The 20,582-nt window shown below is 65.5% G+C and carries 17 protein-coding genes and 1 pseudogene; 11 read left to right on the top strand and 7 right to left on the bottom strand.

What is annotated here, in order from left to right:
- The first annotated feature begins 119 nt into the window (after positions 1-119).
- Positions 120-1,328: an outer membrane protein assembly factor BamC gene (gene bamC / locus ACVK00_RS30345; RefSeq protein WP_284891911.1), complete on the top strand. Its 1,209-nt coding sequence runs from the start codon at positions 120-122 to the stop codon at positions 1,326-1,328.
- A gap of 669 nt (positions 1,329-1,997) precedes the next feature.
- Here the strand turns inward: bamC and ACVK00_RS30350 are convergent.
- The 3 genes from ACVK00_RS30350 to ACVK00_RS30360 all read right to left on the bottom strand — a co-directional run bounded on the left by ACVK00_RS30350 (position 1,998) and on the right by ACVK00_RS30360 (position 3,573).
- Entirely contained in the window at positions 1,998-2,255 is a 258-nt protein-coding gene (locus ACVK00_RS30350; RefSeq protein ID WP_006758856.1) for a hypothetical protein, read from the bottom strand.
- 136 nt (positions 2,256-2,391) lie between these two features.
- Positions 2,392-2,676, bottom strand: a complete 285-nt coding sequence (locus ACVK00_RS30355) for a hypothetical protein (RefSeq protein ID WP_284891909.1) — start codon at positions 2,674-2,676, stop codon at positions 2,392-2,394.
- 222 nt (positions 2,677-2,898) lie between these two features.
- Positions 2,899-3,573: a YdcF family protein gene (locus ACVK00_RS30360; protein ID WP_350227432.1), complete on the bottom strand. Its 675-nt coding sequence runs from the start codon at positions 3,571-3,573 to the stop codon at positions 2,899-2,901.
- A gap of 199 nt (positions 3,574-3,772) precedes the next feature.
- Here ACVK00_RS30360 and ACVK00_RS30365 point away from each other — a divergent pair, with 199 nt between their 5' ends.
- Entirely contained in the window at positions 3,773-4,090 is a 318-nt protein-coding gene (locus tag ACVK00_RS30365) for a hypothetical protein (protein ID WP_006754206.1), read from the top strand.
- A gap of 191 nt (positions 4,091-4,281) precedes the next feature.
- Here ACVK00_RS30365 and ACVK00_RS30370 read toward each other — a convergent pair whose 3' ends face one another.
- Both ACVK00_RS30370 and ACVK00_RS30375 read right to left on the bottom strand, forming a co-directional pair.
- Positions 4,282-4,533 (bottom strand): hypothetical protein, encoded by a 252-nt coding sequence (locus ACVK00_RS30370; protein WP_006758859.1) that lies wholly within the window; start codon positions 4,531-4,533, stop codon positions 4,282-4,284.
- A gap of 202 nt (positions 4,534-4,735) precedes the next feature.
- Positions 4,736-5,131, bottom strand: a pseudogene (locus tag ACVK00_RS30375) (transposase); the annotation flags it as partial.
- A 432-nt stretch (positions 5,132-5,563) separates the two neighbouring features.
- Between ACVK00_RS30375 and ACVK00_RS30380 the strand changes: the two are divergent.
- The 9 genes from ACVK00_RS30380 to truB all read left to right on the top strand — a co-directional run bounded on the left by ACVK00_RS30380 (position 5,564) and on the right by truB (position 17,638).
- Positions 5,564-6,466: a LysR family transcriptional regulator gene (locus ACVK00_RS30380; RefSeq protein WP_166721490.1), complete on the top strand. Its 903-nt coding sequence runs from the start codon at positions 5,564-5,566 to the stop codon at positions 6,464-6,466.
- Between the two features lie 64 nt (positions 6,467-6,530).
- Positions 6,531-7,733 carry a pyridoxal phosphate-dependent aminotransferase gene (locus ACVK00_RS30385; protein ID WP_284891648.1) on the top strand — a complete coding sequence of 401 codons (1,203 nt, stop codon included), beginning with the start codon at positions 6,531-6,533 and terminating at the stop codon, positions 7,731-7,733.
- Positions 7,734-8,004: 271 nt separating this feature from the next.
- Positions 8,005-9,027, top strand: a complete 1,023-nt coding sequence (scpB, locus tag ACVK00_RS30390; RefSeq protein WP_354122962.1) for an SMC-Scp complex subunit ScpB — start codon at positions 8,005-8,007, stop codon at positions 9,025-9,027.
- 60 nt (positions 9,028-9,087) lie between these two features.
- Entirely contained in the window at positions 9,088-10,806 is a 1,719-nt protein-coding gene (gene rluB / locus ACVK00_RS30395) for a 23S rRNA pseudouridine(2605) synthase RluB (protein WP_228907480.1), read from the top strand.
- A 426-nt stretch (positions 10,807-11,232) separates the two neighbouring features.
- Positions 11,233-11,691 (top strand): ribosome maturation factor RimP, encoded by a 459-nt coding sequence (rimP, locus tag ACVK00_RS30400; protein ID WP_006752291.1) that lies wholly within the window; start codon positions 11,233-11,235, stop codon positions 11,689-11,691.
- Entirely contained in the window at positions 11,691-13,166 is a 1,476-nt protein-coding gene (nusA, locus tag ACVK00_RS30405; protein ID WP_006757628.1) for a transcription termination factor NusA, read from the top strand. Before rimP ends, nusA begins: the two co-directional genes overlap by 1 nt.
- Positions 13,167-13,257: 91 nt before the next feature.
- Positions 13,258-16,179, top strand: a complete 2,922-nt coding sequence (infB, locus tag ACVK00_RS30410; protein ID WP_228907481.1) for a translation initiation factor IF-2 — start codon at positions 13,258-13,260, stop codon at positions 16,177-16,179.
- 114 nt (positions 16,180-16,293) lie between these two features.
- Positions 16,294-16,692 (top strand): 30S ribosome-binding factor RbfA, encoded by a 399-nt coding sequence (gene rbfA / locus ACVK00_RS30415; RefSeq protein WP_006752288.1) that lies wholly within the window; start codon positions 16,294-16,296, stop codon positions 16,690-16,692.
- A gap of 13 nt (positions 16,693-16,705) precedes the next feature.
- Positions 16,706-17,638, top strand: coding sequence for a tRNA pseudouridine(55) synthase TruB (gene truB / locus ACVK00_RS30420; RefSeq protein WP_175798254.1), 933 nt, complete (start codon positions 16,706-16,708; stop codon positions 17,636-17,638).
- A gap of 92 nt (positions 17,639-17,730) precedes the next feature.
- Here the strand turns inward: truB and ACVK00_RS30425 are convergent, their stop codons facing one another.
- Positions 17,731-19,290, bottom strand: a complete 1,560-nt coding sequence (locus tag ACVK00_RS30425) for a DHA2 family efflux MFS transporter permease subunit (protein ID WP_228907482.1) — start codon at positions 19,288-19,290, stop codon at positions 17,731-17,733.
- 28 nt (positions 19,291-19,318) lie between these two features.
- Positions 19,319-20,542: an HlyD family secretion protein gene (locus tag ACVK00_RS30430; protein ID WP_228907483.1), complete on the bottom strand. Its 1,224-nt coding sequence runs from the start codon at positions 20,540-20,542 to the stop codon at positions 19,319-19,321.
- Positions 20,543-20,582: the final 40 nt, after the last annotated feature.

A 20,582-nucleotide genomic window follows, 5' to 3' on the forward strand; every position in this document is an offset into this window, starting at 1 on the left:
AGGCTGACGCGGGTTTTTTCTTGGCCGTCGCTTTTTTGCACATCCCGGCGCGGCCCCGGTAAAATGCAAGGTTGATCCACGGAAAGCGCCGTGATTTAGCGGAAGAGGATTCCCCGAACATGACTGATCTTCGTCTTACCATGCGGTTCGCTGCAGTGCTCGCCACCGGCGCGCTCGTCGCCGGTTGCGGTACGTCGTCGCCCACGAAAGTGGACTACAAGAGCGATTCGAAATCGAAGGAAGCGTCGCTCGCAGTGCCGCCCAACATGCTTGACGAGACGGCCGATCAGCGTTCGCTGCCGCCGCAGGGCGGCGCGACTTCCCTGTCTGCGCTTCAGCAGGTCCAGCACGCGGCACCCGCGTTGGACACCGTCGCGCCCGCCGTTTCCGGCATGCATATCCAGCGCGACGGCACCGAGAGCTGGCTCGTGATCGACGGCAAGAAGCCCGCCGACATCTGGCCGCAGGTTCGCCGCTTCTGGCAGGAGCAGGGCTTCCTGCTCGTCGTCGACCAGCGCGACAAGGGCGTGATGGAAACCGACTGGAACGAGACCCACCCGCAGATCAACGACGGCCTGATCCGTAGCGTGATCTCGAAGGCGATGGGCAACTCGTACGTGACGGCCGAGCGCAACAAGTACCGCACGCGCCTCGATTCGGCGCCGAATGGCGGCACCTATGTGTTCATCAGCCAGAAGGGCATGCGCGAGGCGATCACCGGTGCGAACAACGATTCGAGCAAGTGGGAAGCAAAGCCGAACGATCCGGCGCTCGAGACGGAATACCTGAAGCGGGTGATGGCGGTGCTCGCCCAGAACGAGCAGCGTGCGAAGAACGGCGAGCCGCCGATCGCGAACATCAACGACAACACGGTGCCGAAGGACAAGAAGGCGGACACCGACGCGTCGAAGGCCGCCGCCGCGGCGATCGCCGCGCAGAACGTCGCGCGTACGTCGTCGCAAGCGAACGACGTCGACTCGGCTGCGGTGCCGTCCGAAGTCACGCTCGGCGAGCCGTACGACCGTTCGTGGCTGCACGTCGGCCTCGCGCTCGATCGCGCGAACTTCACGGTCGACGATCGCGATCGCACGAAGGGCCTGTATTTCGTGCGTTATGTCGACCCGAAGGACATCAGCGCGGCCGAGCAGGGCTTCTGGAGCCAACTGTTCCACGGCAAGAAGGAAAAGCAGGCGAAGCAATATCGCGTCAACGTGAAGGCGCTGTCGTCCGACCAGACGCGCGTCGCAGTCGTCGACGATTCGGGTGCGATCGATACGTCGACGCCGGCCCGGCAGATCATGGGGCTGCTCGTGAATCAGCTGCGCTGATCGCGGTACGATCCCGGCCTTCGAAAAAGCCCGCCTTCCGGCGGGCTTTTTTCATTGTCGCGCGTGGTGGCGCTGGCGTGCGCGGGATGTTCGATCCCTCGTCGTGACGTTACGTAACATCCGCGCGTTACGGCCGCAGAACAGGTGTTACATCGTCATGACCGCAGAAAATATCCTTATGGATCAACGGTGTACTTTCGTAAATGTGCCTGGCACGCAAACTGCTTTATAAGTTGGAATCGTGAGGACAGGGAGGGTGGCGTCAGAGAGCGGGTGGGCTTCGTGACCGTCCGACCAACGGTATCCACGTCTTCAGATGCCGGTGCTGCAAGCGCCGGCGCAAAACCGATGACGATCCGCGCCATGCGCGGATCCCGATGGCCCCGTCGCCTTTCCTCGTAGGGCGACGGTTTCGCCCGCGCTTCTTCTGAAGCGCGGGCAATTTTTTTTGTGGGGCGGCAAAGCGAGTGCGTGCCGACCCGGCCGCGGGGATTCGTATTGGTCGAGCGTTGGGAGGGCGAGGCTGCGTTGGCCGTGCATGCGCATTCGTCGCACATTCTGGCTTGCCGCGGAGCGGTCGCGGACGAAACGATCGTTCCGGGATCCGCGCGCTGCGGAGATTCGTGTGAGCGGGGCGGCGCGGCCGGACGTACCGGCCGCTGCGATCCGTCAGTGCGACGTGCTGGGTACGTCGAGAATCAGGATGATCGTCCAGTCGGCATCGCCGTCGTGATGATACTGGCGTTCGGCGACGATGAACGGTTGCTGCTTGCCTTGCGGGCCGAGGAAAAGCACATCGCCCTCCATCGGCAGGCACTCGATCGGTGGCAACGCGAGGAAGGCGTCGGTCGAGCCGCGCGGCATCAGTTGCTTGATCTTGCGAGTGGCTTCTTCGGTCCACTCGATGTCGAGTTGAATGTTGCTCATGCTGTCCTCCGCACCGGGGTGCGCACGGGTGGAAAATTTCGGTGCGCGACTTTAGCACAGCGCGCAGGCGCCGCAACCAAAAAAGCCGAACCCGGTTGCCCGGATTCGGCTTTTCGCGTGTGCGGTGCCGCCGAACTTACTGGCTGGCAGCTTCTGCCGGAGCGGCCTTCTTGCCGGCCTTCTTGCCGGCCTTCTTCGCTGCCTTGTGATGCATCGCCTTCTTGGCGTGGTGATGCTCTTCCTGCGCCGCCGGCTGTGCAGCCTCGGCCGCCTGCTGCTGTTGCAGTGCCTGTGCGCGCTGCTCGATCTCGGCGATCTTTGCCGGATCGGTGATGGTCTGGATTTGCGTGCTCTCTTGCGCATACGCTGCGCCAGTCAGCGCCGACATCGCGACCAGAATAGCCAGGGACGTCTTCTTCATTGCTTTACCTCCGCTAAGTGGTGATGAACCCGAATGTTGCCGTTTTGTCTGGCGACTGCAATCGAGTGCGTGTCGAGTGTAACAAAAGTGACGGATCAATGTGCACCGGATCGCGGCGCAGTGCAAGGCCCCGTTGAAGTCGCGCAACACTTCGTGCGTTCCGTCACGCGCATGCCATCCCGGGGCGGCACGGTCGCTTTTGCTCCGGTGCCCGTCGTGCCGTCAGAACCAGCCGAGCCATCGATAGACGTGGAATTGCGCGACGCCGACCAGCTCGTGCAACGCTTGGTTCGCGTCTTCCAGGTTGTGCCAGCGGGGCAGCAAGCCCATTTGAGCGCGCCGGCGGTTCGAATAAACGGGCTGCGGATCGATGCCGAAGTGGCGGAAATCGAGCAATGCGCGGCGCATCTGGTACGACGACGCGACGAGAATGCGCGTGTCGTCATGTTGTGAGCGTAGTATAGAAGCAGTGAATTTCGCGTTTTCGTAGGTCGTACGGCTGTTCGGCTCGAGCACGAGGTCGCGGGGAGCGACACCTTCCGCCACCAGCCGGCGCCCGTAGACGGCCGCCTCGGTTTCGCCGTGATGTTGCGGGTCGCCGCCCGACATCACCACGGTGCAGCGGGTGGCCTGCTGCAGGCACGTGCGATAGAGCGCGGCGGTCTTGCGGATGCGCGCTTCGCCGTCGGGAGGTGCACGCAGGCCGGTTTCGCCGCGCCGCGTGCCGATGCCGATGATGATCAGCGTGGTCCGGCCGTGCATGTCGGGGCGTTCGACCGGCGTAACACCGGCTTCGGTCCATGCGATGAGCGGCGCCGCGAGCCAGCCTGTCGCGAGCAGCCAGAACGCCGCGGCGCCGGCGATTGCGATCTGTCGCCGCCGCTTGCGGCAGAGCATGAAACAGATGAAGAGAAGTACAAATGAATCGAACAGAATCAATTTGATTGGGGTATGGTGTCTTTTTATGGACGGCTGACGATCTGGCCCTAACGCGACGCCGAACGTCGGCCCCCAGAATCGGTGGCGGTATCGGCGGGCGGAGCTCCCGCCCGGCGCGCCGCTTCGCATTGTCGCTGCACTTTAAGAAAGAATCGAGATGGCCACGTATTCCAACGAAGCGGTGCTCGACGCATTGAGACGAGTGCAGTACCGCCAGGTACCGTGGGCGCGCCGCCCGGGCGTGTTCGAGTATCTCCGGTCGCTAGGACTGATGGACACGGTCAGGCAGAAGACCGTTGCTCCCGCACCGGGTTTTCATGCGCCGGTCGACATCGCGGTGCTGACCGACAACGGTCGAGCCGAATGCGCGCGCCTCGAGCGCGACGAGAAATTACTTTCCTGGACCGATCGCCGTATGGACGACTACGCATTGAGCGAAGCCAGTGCCGTGGCGATTCTCGAAAGCCGCCTGTAGCGGCGCGCGCCTGTCCTCGCGCACCCACCCGCGCGACACTCCGAAAAAAAGCCCGTATCGCGAGGATACGGGCGTACCGGATACTTTTGCTGTTGCCACGCTGTGCTCATGGCAACGAATGTGACTCGTCGCATGTCGAGCAGTTCCCGAATCGGGGAATTTTCTTTGACGAAAACCTGCAGGATGTCGGGCTACGGATGACGCGGCAGCTCGGACGGCTGCGAGCCGATGCGGGCCCGTGCGTTGCTGGCGATGTCGCCGCGCAGGTCGCCGCGCGGCACGGTCTGCCGGTTGGGCGACGTGGCGGGTGGTTGCTGGCGAAGGGTGTTCCGGTGTTCTTGCTGGCGGTGAGGCGGCTTCCCGTGATCGTCGGCACGAGCGGGGGCGGTCAGCGCCAGCGAAATGACAATGCCGCATGCGACGAGCAGTGACATTGGTTTCATGGCGGGGGCTCCCTTCAAGCCGCCGGCGCAGCTTGTTGATATGACGCTAAGGTAAGCGCGGGAGTGCAGGTTTGCTGTAAATAATAGTAAAGAGATGTATCGCAGCACGACAGCGATGATCGACGACGACGCGAGCGCCGCACAATGAACGAGGCGCTGAAAGAAACCGGGCGGCCGAAGCCGCCCGATCGAGCATGCGTTACGCCATCTTCACGGGGGCGCGCCAGGATTCCGGATTGGTCCAGAATGCGCCGCGCAGCCGGTCGCGGCTCGGCGGTGCAGGCGGCTTCGCCGCGCTTGCCCCGATGCGACCGCGCAACGAGATCTGGCGGCCGCTCGTGCCGAGTCGCTTGACGATTTCGGCGAGTGTACCGTCTGCCTGCCATTCGTCGAAGCGACGGCGGCAGGTCGGCGGCGACGGATAGCGGCCCGGCAGCTTGGACCAGCCTTCACCCGTCGACAGTACCCACAGCACGGCATTGACCACGGAACGGGCCTCCACGCGGGGACGGCCGCGCCGTTCGCTTCGTGCGGGTTCCGAGCAAAACAGACCCTCGACCAGCGCCCACTCGTTATCTCTCAAATCGTCGAACAGCATCATGTCCTCACCTCAGCGAAGCTAACTCCGGTGCGCTGCCCTGCGCCGCGCACTCTTCAGGCACTCGAACGTCGAGTGCCGGGTGGGGGCGTCCGGTTGGCCGGCAGCGGCGTTTCTGCCTTCCCGTCCGACGAAAACCTGCGCCCTGTGCGTCAGATAAAGCACGATGTGTGCCACGTCGGAGGCGATTCCCTCGAGAGCCGCTTGGCAGCGGGCTAACGGCTAAGTCAGCTAGGGGCGTATAAGACGCCAAAATAACCCGCCAGCAAATCGGGACAATCACCAATCTTGTGCACTTCGCCCGTGCCGCGTGCGTTCGCGCGAATATTGCACCGCAGCGAAACATGGGTGATCGATGCCGGATTCGCACATCGAAGCGCGTTTCGCGCATTAAAATCGCGCATCGGTATCCACGATTGATGAGGTGAGGGGATGAACGTAACGCTGCGCCAGCTTCGCGTCTTCATCGAGGTTGCGCGGCTCAGGAGCTTCAGCCGCGCGGGCGACGAGATCGGGCTCACGCAGTCCGCGGTGAGCCGTTGCGTGCGTGAGCTCGAGACGGAACTCGGGCTGAAGCTGATCGACCGGACGACGCGCGACGTGCAGTTGACCGATGTCGGTGCCAACCTGATCGCGAGCGTGTCCCGCCTGATTGACGATCTCGACGACACGCTGCGCGAGATTCGCGAGATCGGCGAGCAGCGGCGGGGGCGCGTGATCGTCGCCGCGAGCCCGACGATCGCGTGCCGGCTGATGCCGCGTGTCGTCGCGTCGTGCGAGCGCCAGTTCCCGTTCGTCACGCTTGGCTTGCGCGACGACGTGCAGAGCGACGTGCTGCGCAAGGTGAAGTCGAGCGAGGTCGATTTCGGCGTTGTCATCGGGCCGCTCACCGTTGCCGATCTCGTGTGCGAACCGTTGATGACCGATTCGTTCTGCCTGGTCGCGCGCGCCGATCATCCGCTTGCGGCGCGGGCGGAGGTGCCGTGGACGGCGCTCGACGGCGAGCGCCTCGTGCTGCTCGACCATGCGTCCGGAAGCCGGCCGCTGATCGACGCCGCGCTGGCCGCCCATCGGGTGAATGCGACGGTCATGCAGGAGCTCGGGCATTCGGCGACGGTGTTCGGGCTCGTCGAGGCCGGCGTCGGCGTGAGCGTGCAGCCGTGGCTGTCGCTGCCGCTGCCGGCAGGATCGACGCTGGTCGCGCGGCCGCTGACGCCGCGTACCGAGCGCACCGTCGAGCTGGTGCGCCGCCGCGACCGGTCGCTGTCGCCCGCCGCGCAGGCGATCTGGGAGCTCGCGCGCCAGATGCCGGCGCGGGCGGAGGACCTCGATTGAGGGTGCGGATCCGGCGCGCACGCCGGTACACTACGCGGATCCTGTTCCACGGGGGCGGTTCTCGATGACGCATTCCGCAGATGTCGGCCCGGCGACGGGCGCACCGGCGGCACGCAGCGCAGTCCAGGCGCTGCGTCCGTCGCTGATCAGGGAAGTGGCGAACGCCGGCTTCGACGTGCCCGACATGCTGCCGTTCTGGTTCGGCGAATCCGATCGCGTGACACCGGCATTCATTCGCGACGCGGCCGCGGCGGCGCTGCGCGACGGCGCAACCTTCTATACGCAGAACCTCGGCACCGTCCCGTTGCGCCGCGCGATCGCGGACTATGTGAGCGCGCGTCACGGCGCGACGCCGGTCGATACGGTCGCCGTGACGAGTTCGGGCGTGAGCGCGCTGATGCTGGCTGCGCAACTGCTGGCCGGTCCGGGCGATCGCGTCGTCGCGGTCACGCCGCTCTGGCCGAACCTTGTCGAAATCCCGAAGATCCTCGGTGCACTGGTCGAATGCGTGCCGCTCGGCCATGGCGATGCAGGCTGGCGGCTCGATGTGGACCGGCTGCTCGCGGCGCTGACGCCCGACACGCGGATGCTGTTCGTCAACTCGCCGAACAATCCGACCGGCTGGACGATGTCCCGCGACGACCAGCAGGCCGTACTCGCGCATTGCCGACGTCATGGCATCTGGGTGGTCGCCGACGAGGTGTACGAACGACTCGCGTTCGGTGCGGCCGGCGCGCCGTCGTTCCTCGATATCGCGTCGCGCGACGAGCGGCTGATCGTCGTGAATTCGTTCTCGAAGGCTTGGGCGATGACGGGCTGGCGGCTCGGATGGCTGGTCGCACCGGCACGGGTCATGGGCGATCTGTCGAAGCTGGTCGAATACAACACGTCGTGCGCTCCCGGTTTCATCCAGGCCGCGGGCGAAGTCGCGCTGCGCGATGGTGAGCCGTTCGTGCAGTCGTTCGTCGCGGCGCTGCGCGGCGCGCGTGACCATCTGGTTGCGGCGCTGCGCACGCTGCCGGGCGTCGACGTGCCGCCTCCGCCGGGCGCGATGTATCTGTTCCTGCGCTTGCCGGGCGCGGAAGACAGCCTCGCGTTCTGCAAGTCGCTGGTGCGCGAGGCAGGGCTCGGACTGGCGCCGGGGCGCGCGTTCGGCCCGGAGGGGGAAGGGTTCGTGCGCTGGTGCTATGCATGCGATCCGGCGCGGCTCGAAGCGGGCGTCGAGCGCTTGCGCCGCTTTCTCGCGCGCGGCGCGGGCTCGCGCTGAAGCGGGGACGGAGCGCCTGGGGCATGCGGAACGGCGGGGCCGTTCGGCTCATCTTTACGCACCGGGCGATTTTGCGTAATATGGCGCTCAGTCACGCGGTTCCGTCGTTGAGCCGTGCTGTTCCGTCCGGTTTGGGCCTGGCTTGAAGTTGGTTCGCCGCCCCCGGTTCGTGCTCCCATCAATATGACCGATCAGAATCGGGCGAGCGCGTCTTCCGTTACTTTCGTCTGTTTGATCCGGTTCGTTTGACCACAGGGTCTGGCCTAGCTGCATGAATACCCAAGAGGCGAAGATCGTCCTCGAGACTGCTTTGATCTGCGCGCAGGAACCGCTGAAGCTCGGCGATTTGCGCAAGCTCTTTGCCGACGGCGTGTCGGCTGACACGGTCCGCACGTTGCTCGAAGATCTGAAACAGGATTGGTCCGGCCGCGGTGTCGAACTGGTGGCGCTGGCAACCGGATGGCGCTTTCAGAGCAAGCCGGCGATGCGTCACTACCTGGATCGACTGCATCCCGAGAAGCCGCCGAAATATTCGCGCGCGGTGCTCGAAACGCTCGCGATCATTGCGTATCGGCAACCCGTTACGCGCGGCGACATCGAAGAGATTCGCGGCGTCACGGTCAATACGCAGGTGGTCAAGCAGCTTGAGGACCGTGGCTGGATCGAAGTGATCGGGCATCGCGACGTGCCGGGGCGTCCGGCGCTGTATGCGACGACCAAGCAGTTCCTCGACGATCTCGGCCTGAAGGCGCTGGACGACCTGCCCGCGCTCGAGGAGCCCGCCGCGAACATCGAGGCCGCGCTGCTCGCGCAGCAGGCGATGGATTTCGACGGCGATGTGTTGACGGTGGAAGCGACGCCGGAAGCGGGCGAAGCGGCGGTCGACGAACCGCATGCGCAGCATGACGAATTGCCGGGTGACGCGGCGACGGACGTCGCGTCGACGCACGAAATGCCGAACCGCGATACGCTGGAAGTGGATCGCGTTCAAACCGAACAGGACGGCGCCGAAGCAGCGCCGGCCGGCGGGCAGTCCGAGCCGCCGCGCGCGGAGTGGAACGAGGAAGATCGCAAGCCGGCCGCCGACGCGGTTGCCGGAGACGGAGCGGAGGCGGTCGGCGACATGCCGGGCGAGGCTGGGAACGCCGGCGCCTCACGATCCCGTCCCGCGGACGGCGAGATGCTGGACGATACGTCCGGCAGCCTCGCCGATGCCGTACGCAGTGCCAGCGCGCCCATCGGCGCCGACGCGCTGCCGGACGACGAAGCAGAACCCGAACAGCGCCGCGCCTAATCGCGGCCGACTTCTTGCCGCGCCCGCGCCGGGCGCGAGACCTGACATTTTGAGGTTGTTTTGACAGATATCCACGATATTGAATCGTCCGCGCCTGCCGTACAGGCCGCGCGTGCCGACGATACGCCGGAGCAGGACGCTCCGGCCGCGGGTGGTGACGAGCGTCCCCGCCGCGGCCTGCGGCGCGGTCCGCGCAGCCTGATCGCGCGTCGCCGCGCGGCGGCCAAGTCGAAGGGCGCCGATGGCGAGTCCCAGGACGGCGAAGGCGCGGACGCGCAGCCGGCCGAGGCCGCGGAAGCGCAGCCCGCACGCGCCCCGCGCAAGGAAGGCGCGGCCAAGGGCGGCCGCAAGCCGGCCGGCAAGCGTGAAGGTGCAGCCAAGGGTGCTCCGGGCGGACAAGGCGGCCAGGGGCGGCGTGGCGGTCCGGCGAAGGCCGAGGGTGGCGCGGCGAAGGCCGAAGGCGATGCGGTGTCGCAGGACGATCTGTTCGCCTATGTGACGTCGCCGGCCTTCGACGCGGACAACTCGGCGGGCGGCAGCGGCGTGCGTGCGCCGATGCTGCGTCGCGGTCGCGCGCAGCCGACGAACAAGCGCGTGCTGTCGCCGGACGACGACGCGCCGAAGCTTCACAAGGTGCTCGCGGAAGCAGGCATGGGCTCACGCCGCGAAATGGAAGAGCTGATCGTCGCCGGCCGCGTGTCGGTGAACGGTGAGCCCGCGCACATCGGCCAGCGCATCATGCCGACCGACCAGGTCCGCATCAACGGCAAGCCGGTCAAGCGCAAGCTGCCGAACAAGCCGCCGCGCGTGCTGCTGTACCACAAGCCGACGGGCGAGATCGTCAGCCATGCGGATCCGGAAGGTCGTCCGTCGGTGTTCGATCGCCTGCCGCCGATGAAGACGGCGAAATGGCTCGCGGTGGGCCGCCTCGACTTCAACACCGAAGGTCTGCTGATGCTGACCACGTCGGGCGATCTCGCGAACCGCTTCATGCACCCGCGCTACAGCGTCGAGCGCGAATATGCGGTGCGTGTCGTCGGCGAGCTGTCCGAAGGGATGCGCCAGAAGCTGCTGCATGGCGTCGAACTCGATGACGGCCCGGCGAACTTCCTGCGCATCCGCGACGGCGGCGGCGAAGGCACGAACCACTGGTATCACGTTGCGCTGGCCGAAGGCCGCAACCGCGAAGTGCGCCGTATGTTCGAAGCGGCCGGCCTGATGGTGAGCCGCCTGATCCGTACGCGCCACGGTCCGATCCCGCTGCCGCGCGGCCTGAAGCGCGGTCGTTGGGAAGAGCTCGACGAGGCGCAGGTACGCAAGCTGATGGCGACCGTCGGCCTGAAGGCGCCGTCCGAGGAAAAGGGCAAACGCGGTGGCAGTGGGCCGGCCGAGCGCCGCCAGCCGGATCCGATGCAAACGTCGATGGGCTTCATCAGCCGCGAGCCGGTGCTGACCACGCATGGTCAACTCGACCAGCCGCGTCGCGGCGGCGGTCGGCGCGGCGGCCCGGGCCTGCCGGGCCTGAGCGGCTACGGCAGCCTGCCGGTTTCGCCGTCGGGCCATGGCAACCGCTCGGGCGGCGGCCGCGATGTCGACGGCAATCGTGCGTCGTATGGCGCTGGTCCCAAGCGTGAAGGCGGCGCGGGCGGCAAGCGTGGCGGCGTTAAGGGCGGCGGCAACCGCAACCCGAACGGCAATCGCGCCGAAGGCGCCGGCAACGCCGGTGGTGGTGCACGCGGCGGCCAGCGTCCGCAGCGCAATCGCTCGCGCGGTCGCTGAGCGTTTCTGGCGGACGGCGGCGTGAAGCCGCCGGCATGCCGGTGTGCCGGCTAAATCGGCGTGAATCCGGTTCGGTCGGCACCGTGCGTTGCGTGACTTGCTTTTGACTGTATATATATCGCGCTGCCGGATTGTGCCTGGTCGGACAGTCCGGTTTCGCATTTTTGGTCGGTAAATGCGGGCTGGGCGCTGCTTTTACCGGCTGGCTTGGCGTTTGCGCCAAAAAACGCTATAATCGCGGAGTCGCTGGGCGTACGGATTCAATGTGCGGCTCAGGTGCGACCACCAGTAAGAGAAGATGGGCGTTCCGCCCATTTTTTTTTGCTGAAACGGTTAGGCATCTCGGGTAGCGCTTCCTGCGCCGGCTAAGGCGCGCGCCCGCGGGTGTAATCGCGAGCGGCGGGCGCGAACACCTGAGAGGACACAGTGCAACTGACGGAACTGATAGAAACCACGGTCACCGGGCTCGGCTACGAGCTGGTGGATCTCGAGCGCACCGGGCGCGGCATGCTTTGCATCTATATCGATCAGCTTGCCGGCATTTCGCTCGAAGATTGCGAAAAGGTCACGCGTCAGCTCCAGCACGTCTTGACGGTCGAAAACATCGATTACGAACGGCTCGAAGTCTCGTCTCCGGGGCTCGACCGCCCGTTGAAGAAACTGGCCGACTTCGAGCGCTTCGCCGGCAGCGAAGTTTCCGTGACCTTGAAAAAGCCGCTGGACGGGCGCAAGACGTACCGGGGCATTCTGCACGCGCCGAATGGCGAAACGATCGGTTTGGAATTTGAGGGGAAGAAGGGCGAGGCGGCCATGCTGGATTTCACGCTGGCAGACATCGACAAAGCCCGCCTGATTCCGCAAGTTGACTTTAGGAGCCGCAAATAATGAGTCGCGAAGTGTTGATGCTGGTGGATGCGCTGGCGCGCGAGAAAAACGTCGACAAGGATGTGGTGCTGGGCGCCCTCGAGGCTGCGCTCGCGTCCGCTTCCAAGAAGCTGTTCGACGAAGGCGCCGAAATCCGCGTCCATATCGATCGCGAAAGCGGCGAGCACGAAACCTTCCGTCGCTGGCTCGTCGTCCCTGACGAGGCGGGCTTGCAGGAGCCGGATCGCGAGATCCTGCTGTTCGAAGCGCGTGAGCAGAACCCCGACGTCGAAGTCGGCGAATTCGTCGAGGAACCGGTGCCGTCGATCGAGTTCGGCCGTATCGGCGCGCAGGCTGCCAAGCAGGTGATCCTGCAGAAGGTGCGCGATGCCGAGCGCGAGCAGATCCTGAACGACTACCTCGAGCGCGGCGAAAAGATCATGACGGGCACGGTGAAGCGCCTCGACAAGGGCAACTTCATCGTCGAATCGGGCCGCGTCGAAGCGCTGCTGCGCCGCGACCAGCTGATTCCGAAGGAAAACCTGCGCGTGGGCGACCGCGTGCGTGCGTACATCGCGAAGGTCGACCGCACCGCGCGCGGCCCGCAGATCGAACTCTCGCGCACGGCGCCCGAGTTCCTGATGAAGCTGTTCGAGATGGAAGTGCCGGAAATCGAGCAGGGCCTGCTCGAGATCAAGGCAGCCGCTCGCGATCCGGGCGTGCGCGCGAAGATCGGCGTGATCGCCTACGACAAGCGGATCGATCCGATCGGTACCTGCGTCGGCATCCGCGGCTCCCGCGTGCAGGCCGTGCGTAACGAGCTTGGTGGCGAAAACATCGACATCGTGCTATGGTCCGAGGATCCCGCCCAGTTCGTGATCGGCGCGCTCGCGCCGGCAGCCGTCCAGTCGATCGTCGTCGATGAAGAAAAGCACTCGATGGACGTCGTCGTCGACGAGAACGAGCTGGCTGTCGCGATCGGCCGCAGCGGTCAGAACGTTCGCCTTGCCGGCGAACTGACCGGCTGGCAGATCAACATCATGACGCCGGACGAATCCGCCCTGAAGCAGGGTGAAGAGCGCGATCGACTGCGTGCGCTCTTCATGGCGCGTCTCGACGTCGACGAAGAAGTTGCCGACATCCTGATTGACGAAGGCTTCACGAGCCTCGAAGAGATCGCTTACGTGCCGCTCAACGAAATGCTCGAAATCGAGGCATTCGACGAGGACACCGTGCACGAGCTGCGCAACCGCGCACGCGACGCACTGTTGACGATGGCGATCGCGAACGAAGAAAAGGTCGAAAACGCAGCGCTGGATTTGAAGGGCCTCGACGGCATCACGCCGGAGTTGCTCGCAAAGCTGGCCGAACACGGCATGCAGACGCGGGACGATCTCGCCGAGCTGGCTGTGGATGAACTGGTCGATATGACCGGGATGGAAGAGGATGCCGCTAAGGCGTTGATCATGAAAGCACGTGAACACTGGTTCCAGTGAGAAATGACCATGGCGCACTGATTTGATGGCGGCCTTATGGCCTGACCCGATGCTAACCGCAAGGAATCGGTCCTTGCACTAAGAGGAATGAATGGCGAGTAACAACGTAGCCCAATTTGCCGCGGAACTGAAAATGCCTGCTGGTGTGCTGCTCGAACAGCTGCAGGCAGCGGGCGTCCAGAAAGCGAGTGAAGACGATGCGCTGTCCGAGGCGGACAAGGCGCGTCTGCTCGATCATTTGCGCAAGTCGCACGGCGCAACCGACGGCGACAAGCGCAAGATCACGCTGACCCGCAAGCATACGTCGGAGATCAAGCAATCTGACGCGACGGGCAAGGCTCGCACCATTCAGGTCGAGGTCCGCAAGAAGCGTACGTTCGTCAAGCGCGACGACGTGGCCGAGGGTGCGGAACAGGGTCAGGCGCAGGTCGCCGAAGCGGACGACGATGCAGAACTGAAGCGTCGCGAGGAAGAAGCGCGCCGCGAGGCCGAGCTGCTCGAGAAGCAGGCGCAGGAACTGCGCGAGCGCCAGGAGCGCCTCGAGCGCGAGGAAGCCGAGCGCCGCGCCCGTGAGGAAGCGGCCGAAGCCGAGCGCCGTCGTGCCGAGGAAGAAGCGGCGGCGAAGCGTGCCACGGCCGAAGCCGTAGCGGCACAGCAGCAGGCTGCTGCCCAGCAGGCCGCCGAGGCTCAGCAGGAATCAGCCGGTGCGCAGTCCGCGCAGGACGAAGCACGCGCGGCCGCCGAACGTGCGGCCCAGCGCGAAGCGGCGAAGAAGGCCGAGGACGCTGCCCGCGAGGCGGCGGACAAGACGCGCGCCGAGCAGGAAGAGATTCGCAAGCGTCGCGAGGCGGCCGAGGCCGAAGCGCGCGCGATCCGCGAAATGATGAACACGCCGCGCAAGGCCATGGTCAAGGCAGTCGAGCCGCCGAAGCCGGTGGAACCGCCGAAGCCGGTCGAAGCGAAGGGCACGCTGCACAAGCCGGCAAAGCCGGCGGGCGCAAGCACGGCACGTCCGGCGGTGAAGAAGCCGGCCGGCGCAGCGCCGGCGACGACGCAGGCACCGGCAGGTGCGGGCGACCGCAACAAGAAGCCGGGTGGCGGCAAGGGCGGCTGGCAGGACGACGCAGCCAAGCGCCGCGGCATCAAGACGCGCGGCGATTCGAGCGGCGGCGTCGACCGTGGCTGGCGCGGCGGCCCGAAGGGTCGTGGCCGTCACCAGGACAGCGCATCGACGTTCCAGGCACCGACCGAACCGATCGTGCGTGAAGTGCACGTGCCGGAAACCGTCTCGGTTGCCGATCTCGCGCACAAGATGTCGATCAAGGCCTCGGAAGTCATCAAGGTGATGATGAAGATGGGCCAGATGGTCACGATCAACCAGGTGCTGGACCAGGAAACGGCGATGATCGTCGTCGAGGAACTGGGCCACCGCGCGGTTGCCGCGAAGCTGGACGATCCGGAAGCGCTGCTGGTCGAAGGCGAGACCACCACCGATGCGGAGCAACTGCCGCGTCCGCCGGTCGTCACCGTGATGGGCCACGTCGACCACGGCAAGACCTCGCTGCTCGACCACATCCGCCGCGCGAAGGTTGCAGCGGGCGAAGCGGGCGGCATTACGCAGCACATCGGCGCATACCACGTCGAAACGCCGCGCGGCGTCATCACGTTCCTCGATACGCCGGGTCACGAAGCGTTCACGGCAATGCGTGCACGTGGCGCGAAGGCGACCGACATCGTGGTGCTGGTGGTGGCTGCCGACGACGGCGTGATGCCGCAGACGAAGGAAGCCATCGCTCACGCGAAGGCGGGTGGCGTGCCGATCGTCGTGGCGATCAACAAGATCGACAAGCCGGAAGCGAACCTGGACCGCGTCAAGCAGGAACTGGTCGCGGAAGGCGTCGTGCCGGAAGAATACGGTGGCGATTCGCCGTTCGTGCCGGTGTCGGCCAAGACGGGCGTCGGTATCGACGACCTGCTCGAGAACGTGCTGCTGCAGGCCGAAGTGCTGGAACTGAAGGCACCGATCGAGGCGCCGGCCAAGGGCATCGTGATCGAAGCGAAGCTGGACAAGGGCAAGGGCCCGGTCGCGACGATCCTGGTGCAGTCGGGTACGCTGAACCGCGGCGACGTCGTGCTCGCAGGCTCGGCTTATGGCCGCGTGCGTGCGATGCTCGACGAGAACGGCAAGCCGACGAAGGAAGCCGGCCCGTCGATCCCGGTCGAAATCCAGGGTCTGTCGGAAGTGCCGGGTGCCGGTGAGGAAGTGATCGTGCTGCCGGACGAGCGCAAGGCGCGCGAAATCGCGCTGTTCCGCCAGGGCAAGTTCCGCGACGTCAAGCTGGCGAAGCAGCAGGCCGCGAAGCTGGAAAGCATGCTCGAGCAGATGGGCGAAGGCGAAGTGCAGAACCTGCCGCTCATCATCAAGGCGGACGTGCAGGGCTCGCAGGAAGCGCTCGTGCAGTCGCTGCTCAAGCTGTCGACCGACGAAGTGCGCGTGCAGATCGTGCACAGCGCGGTGGGTGGCATCAGCGAAAACGACGTCAACCTCGCGACGGCATCGAAGGCGGTCATCATCGGCTTCAACACGCGTGCGGATGCACAGGCGCGCAAGCTGGCCGAAGCGAACGGTATCGACATCCGCTACTACAACATCATCTACGACGCAGTGGATGAGGTGAAGGCCGCGATGTCGGGCATGCTGGCGCCGGAGAAGCGCGAAGTCATCACCGGTATGGTCGAGGTGCGCCAGGTGTTCAAGGTGCCGAAGATCGGCACGGTCGCCGGCTGTATGGTCACGGACGGTATCGTCAAGCGCTCGTCGTCGGTGCGCGTACTGCGCAACAACGTCGTGATCTTCACGGGTGAACTCGAATCGCTGAAGCGCTTCAAGGACGACGTGAAGGAAGTGAAGCAAGGCTTCGAGTGCGGTATGTCGGTGAAGAACTTCAACGACGTCATCGAAGGCGACCAGTTCGAAGTCTTCGAAGTGACCGAAGTCGCGCGTACGCTGTAATTGTCGCGTATCGGCTCGTGGGCGGGGCAGGCTTGTGGGCCTGTCCCGCCCATTTTCATGGCGGCGTGCCAGAAGGCGGCCGCATTATCCTGATAAACGAATCAGGGATCGATCATGTCCAGGAAACGTACTTCCCCCAATCGCAACGTTCAGATTGCCGACCAGATTCAGCGCGATCTGTCCGAACTCATCATGCGCGAGGTCAAAGACCCGCGCATCGGTATCGTGACCATCCAGAGTGTGGAGCTCACGCCGGACTACGCGCACGCGAAGATCTATTTCACGGCGCTCACCGGCGATCCGGACAAGACGCAGGAAGCGCTGAACCACGCGTCGGGTCACCTTCACAACCTGCTGTTCAAACGCCTGCACATTCATACGGTGCCGACGCTGCATTTCCATTACGACCAGACGATCGAGAAGGCCGTGGAAATGTCGCGCCTGATCAAGGAGGCCAACTCGACGCGCGCGAAGGACGACGACGAAGCCGACGCGCCTGCGAAGGACGATTGAGCGCGCGCGCCCTATGAAGACTGCAGCCCCCCAGCGTCCGCGCGTGCCTCGGCGCGCGCTGGACGGCGTCCTCCTGCTCGACAAGCCGGTTGGTCTGTCGAGCAACGACGCCCTGATTCGCGCGAAGCGCCTGCTTCTCGCGAAGAAAGCCGGTCACACCGGCACGCTCGATCCGCTGGCCTCGGGCCTGTTGCCGCTGTGCTTTGGCGAGGCGACGAAGTTCTCGCAGGACTTGCTGGAAGCGGACAAGACCTACGAAGCGACGATGCGTCTAGGCGTACGCACGACCACCGGCGACGCGGAAGGCGACGTGCTCGACACACGCGCCGTCGAATGCGACCGGGCGGCGGTGGAAGCCGCACTCGCACGCTTTACCGGCGAGATCGTGCAGGTGCCGCCGATGTATTCGGCGCTCAAGCGTGACGGCAAGCCGCTGTACGAATATGCGCGCGCGGGCCAGACCGTCGAACGGGAAGGCCGCAACGTGACGATTCATGCACTCGACCTGCTGGCCTGCGAGCTGCCGGACGTGACGTTTCGCGTGACCTGCAGCAAGGGCACGTATGTGCGTACGCTGGCCGAAGATATCGGCGAAGCGCTCGGTTGCGGCGCCCATCTGACGATGTTGCGTCGCACGGGTGTCGGTGCACTGACGCTCGAGCATGCGGTGACGCTCGACGCGCTGTCCGACGCGGACGAAGCGGCGCGCGATGCGTGGCTTCAGCCGGTCGACGCGCTGCTGTCGACGTTTCCGCTGGTGCGTCTGGACGAAGCCGGCGCGAAGCGCTTCCTGCATGGTCAGCGCTTGCCGCTGTCGGCGCTCGATCCGATCGATGCGGCGGAGGGCGAGCGTGTGCGCGTGTACGATGCGGCGCGGCTGCTCGGCGTGGCGCGCAAGGCCAACGGCGTGCTCGCACCCGAACGCCTGGTCGTGACGGCTGCATGATGCGCGGCGCGCCAGCGCCGTCGGAATGAAAAAATAGCCCGGTCGGAGTCGACCGGGCTATTTTGTTTGGCGCGCTCGTTCGAGCGCGGTGCTCAGTGTGCAGCCGACGCCGCCGCACCCGCATCGCCGCCGCCCGCGCGTTCGGGCTTCGTGATCCAGATCAGTCCGATCAGCAGCACGAAGATCGCCGCCGAGATATAGAACAGATCGTTCACGCCCAGCTGCGCGGCCTGCTGCGTGGCCATGTTGTTGATGAGGCCATGCGCCTGGTTCTGCGTCAGCCCGAGGTTGCCCATCTGCGTGACGGCCTGGTTGAACGTCGGATTATATGGATTGGCCTGCTCGACGAGTTGCGCGTGGTGGAAGTTGTTCCGGTGATCCCACGCGGTCTGGAAGATCGACGTGCCGATGCCGCCGCACATGATCCGCACGAAGTTCGACAAGCCCGATGCCGCGGGAATGCGATGGCCGGGCAGGCCGGACAGCGTGATCGACACGAGCGGGATGAAGAAGCCGGCCATCGCGATGCCTTGCACGAGCGTCGGCAGCGTCAGTGACCACTCGTCGACCCCGGTCGTGTAGCGCGAGCGCATCCAGAAGCACAGCGCGAACGTCAGGAACGCGGCGGTCGCGATGTAGCGCGGGTCCGTGCGCGGCAGGAACTTGCCGGTCAGCGGCGACAGCAGGATCGCGAACAGCCCGACGGGCGCCATCACGAGGCCCGCATCGGTGGCCGTGTAGCCAATCTGGGTCTGCAGCCACAGCGGCAGCAGCACGAGGTTGCCGAAGTAGAGCCCGTAGCCGACCGCGAGCGCGATCGTGCCGCCCGTGAAATTGCGCATGCGGAACAGCGACAGGTCGACGACTGGATGTTCGGCCGTCAGCTCCCAGATCACGAAGAACGCGAACGAGATGATCGCGATCAGCGCGAGCGCGATGATCGTCGTCGACGCGAACCAGTCGAGATCCTTGCCCTTGTCGAGCATGATCTGCAGCGAACCGACCCAAAGCACGAGCAGCGCGAGGCCGACGCCATCGATCGGCGCGCGGCGCACCGTCGATTCGCGCGTGCGATAGATCGACCACGTGGCCAGCGCGGCGGCGATGCCGACCGGGATGTTCACGTAGAAGATCCACGGCCACGAATAGTTGTCCGAGATCCAGCCACCGAGGATCGGGCCCGCGACCGGTGCGATCAGCGTCGTCATCGACCACAGCGCGAGCGCCATCGGCGCCTTCGCGCGCGGGTAGCTCGACAGCAGCAGCGATTGCGACAGCGGAATCATCGGCCCCGCGACCGCGCCCTGGAGCACGCGCGACGCGAGCAGGAACGGCAGGCTCGGCGCCAGCCCGCACATCCACGACGAGATGACGAACAGGATGATCGACGCGATGAACAGGCGAACCTGTCCGAAGCGATCGGTCAGCCAGCCCGTCAGCGGCACGGAGATCGCGTTCGCGACCGCGAACGACGTGATGACCCACGTACCCTGGTCGGACGATACGCCGAGGTCGCCCGAGATGGTCGGGATCGCGACGTTCGCGATGGACGTGTCGAGCACGTTCATGAACACCGCGAGCGATACCGCGATCGTCCCGAGCACGAGTTGCCCGCCCTGCAAGGGCGGGTGGGAGACTGGAGCCTGTGCCATGTCGGTAGTTTTTCCGGAGTCGGAGTCGTTACATCATCTTGGCGGCGCCGCTCGATTTCGCTGCAGCCGCGGCCGGCGCCGCTGCGTTGCCGCCGGCGTTCTCGGCGACGATGCGTGCGATCTCGGCGTCGGCTTCATCGCCGTACTTCGCGAACACGTTGGTCTCGTAGACGGTGTTCTGCGCGTTGGCGAGCTGGTCGCCGCGCTCGTCCTTGATGTCGACGTCGACCTGCATCGACAGGCCGATGCGCAGCGGATGCTTCTCGAGCTCCTTCGGGTCGATCTCGATACGCACCGGCAGGCGCTGCACGACCTTGATCCAGTTGCCCGTCGCGTTCTGCGCCGGCAGCAGCGAGAACGCCGAGCCCGTCCCGGCCGAGAAGCCGACGACCTTGCCGTGGTAGACGGCTGACGAGCCATAGATGTCGGCCGTCAGCTCGACCGGCTGGCCGATGCGCATGTGCTTGAGCTGGACTTCCTTGAAGTTCGCATCGACCCACACCGCATTCAGCGGCACGACCGACATCAGCGGGTTGCCCGGCGACACGCGCTGGCCGACCTGCACCGAGCGCTTCGCGACATAGCCGGTGACCGGCGCGGGCAGCACGTTACGTGCGTTCGCGAGGTACGCGTCGCGAACCTTCGCAGCAGCAGCCATCACGTTCGGATGCGACGCGATCGTCGTGTTCGCGGTCAGCGCGCGGTTCGATGCGAGCTGCTGTTGCGCCGCGTCGACCGACGCCTGGGCGGCGCGCACCGCGTCGCGTGCGTGGGAGATTTCTTCCTGCGACACGGCGCCCGTCTGCGCGACGGCCACCCGGCGGCGCAGGTCGTCCTGCGCCTTCGACAGGTCGGACTGGCGCAGCGCGACTTGCGCACGGTACTGATCGTCGTTGACGAACAGGCCGCGCACCTGGCGCACCGTCTGCGCGAGGTTCGCCTCGGCCTGCTGCAGCGCGACCTGCGAGTCGGCCGGATCGAGCACGACCAGCGGGTCGCCGGCCTTGACCGTCTGCGTATCGTCGGCCTTCACGGCGATCACGGTACCCGTGATCTGCGGCGTGATCTGCACGACGTTGCCGTTCACGTACGCGTCGTCGGTCTCTTCATGGAAGCGCGCGACGAGGAAGTAGTACAGGCCGTACGCGATGGCCGCGATCACGATGACCGCGATCAGCAGCGTCATCATCCGTTTGCGCTTCCCGTTGTTCTGCGGCTGTGCGCTGGCGGCGTTTTGTTGAGGGTCGCTCATGGCGATTTTCTCCGTCCGTTATTTCGAGTGTCTGCGTAGT

The organism is Burkholderia sp. PvR073 (assembly GCF_054055695.1).

Coding starts and splice junctions, on each gene's coding strand:
- scpB (WP_354122962.1), top strand. CDS start 8,005: ATGAATACCCAAGAGGCGAAGATCGTCCTCGAGACTGCTTTGATCTGC.
- nusA (WP_006757628.1), top strand. CDS start 11,691: ATGAGTCGCGAAGTGTTGATGCTGGTGGATGCGCTGGCGCGCGAGAAA.
- ACVK00_RS30355 (WP_284891909.1), bottom strand. CDS start 2,676: ATGAAGAAGACGTCCCTGGCTATTCTGGTCGCGATGTCGGCGCTGACT.
- ACVK00_RS30350 (WP_006758856.1), bottom strand. CDS start 2,255: ATGAGCAACATTCAACTCGACATCGAGTGGACCGAAGAAGCCACTCGC.
- infB (WP_228907481.1), top strand. CDS start 13,258: ATGGCGAGTAACAACGTAGCCCAATTTGCCGCGGAACTGAAAATGCCT.
- ACVK00_RS30380 (WP_166721490.1), top strand. CDS start 5,564: ATGAACGTAACGCTGCGCCAGCTTCGCGTCTTCATCGAGGTTGCGCGG.
- bamC (WP_284891911.1), top strand. CDS start 120: ATGACTGATCTTCGTCTTACCATGCGGTTCGCTGCAGTGCTCGCCACC.
- ACVK00_RS30365 (WP_006754206.1), top strand. CDS start 3,773: ATGGCCACGTATTCCAACGAAGCGGTGCTCGACGCATTGAGACGAGTG.
- truB (WP_175798254.1), top strand. CDS start 16,706: ATGAAGACTGCAGCCCCCCAGCGTCCGCGCGTGCCTCGGCGCGCGCTG.
- ACVK00_RS30385 (WP_284891648.1), top strand. CDS start 6,531: ATGACGCATTCCGCAGATGTCGGCCCGGCGACGGGCGCACCGGCGGCA.
- ACVK00_RS30360 (WP_350227432.1), bottom strand. CDS start 3,573: ATGCTCTGCCGCAAGCGGCGGCGACAGATCGCAATCGCCGGCGCCGCG.
- ACVK00_RS30430 (WP_228907483.1), bottom strand. CDS start 20,542: ATGAGCGACCCTCAACAAAACGCCGCCAGCGCACAGCCGCAGAACAAC.
- ACVK00_RS30425 (WP_228907482.1), bottom strand. CDS start 19,290: ATGGCACAGGCTCCAGTCTCCCACCCGCCCTTGCAGGGCGGGCAACTC.
- rbfA (WP_006752288.1), top strand. CDS start 16,294: ATGTCCAGGAAACGTACTTCCCCCAATCGCAACGTTCAGATTGCCGAC.
- ACVK00_RS30370 (WP_006758859.1), bottom strand. CDS start 4,533: ATGAAACCAATGTCACTGCTCGTCGCATGCGGCATTGTCATTTCGCTG.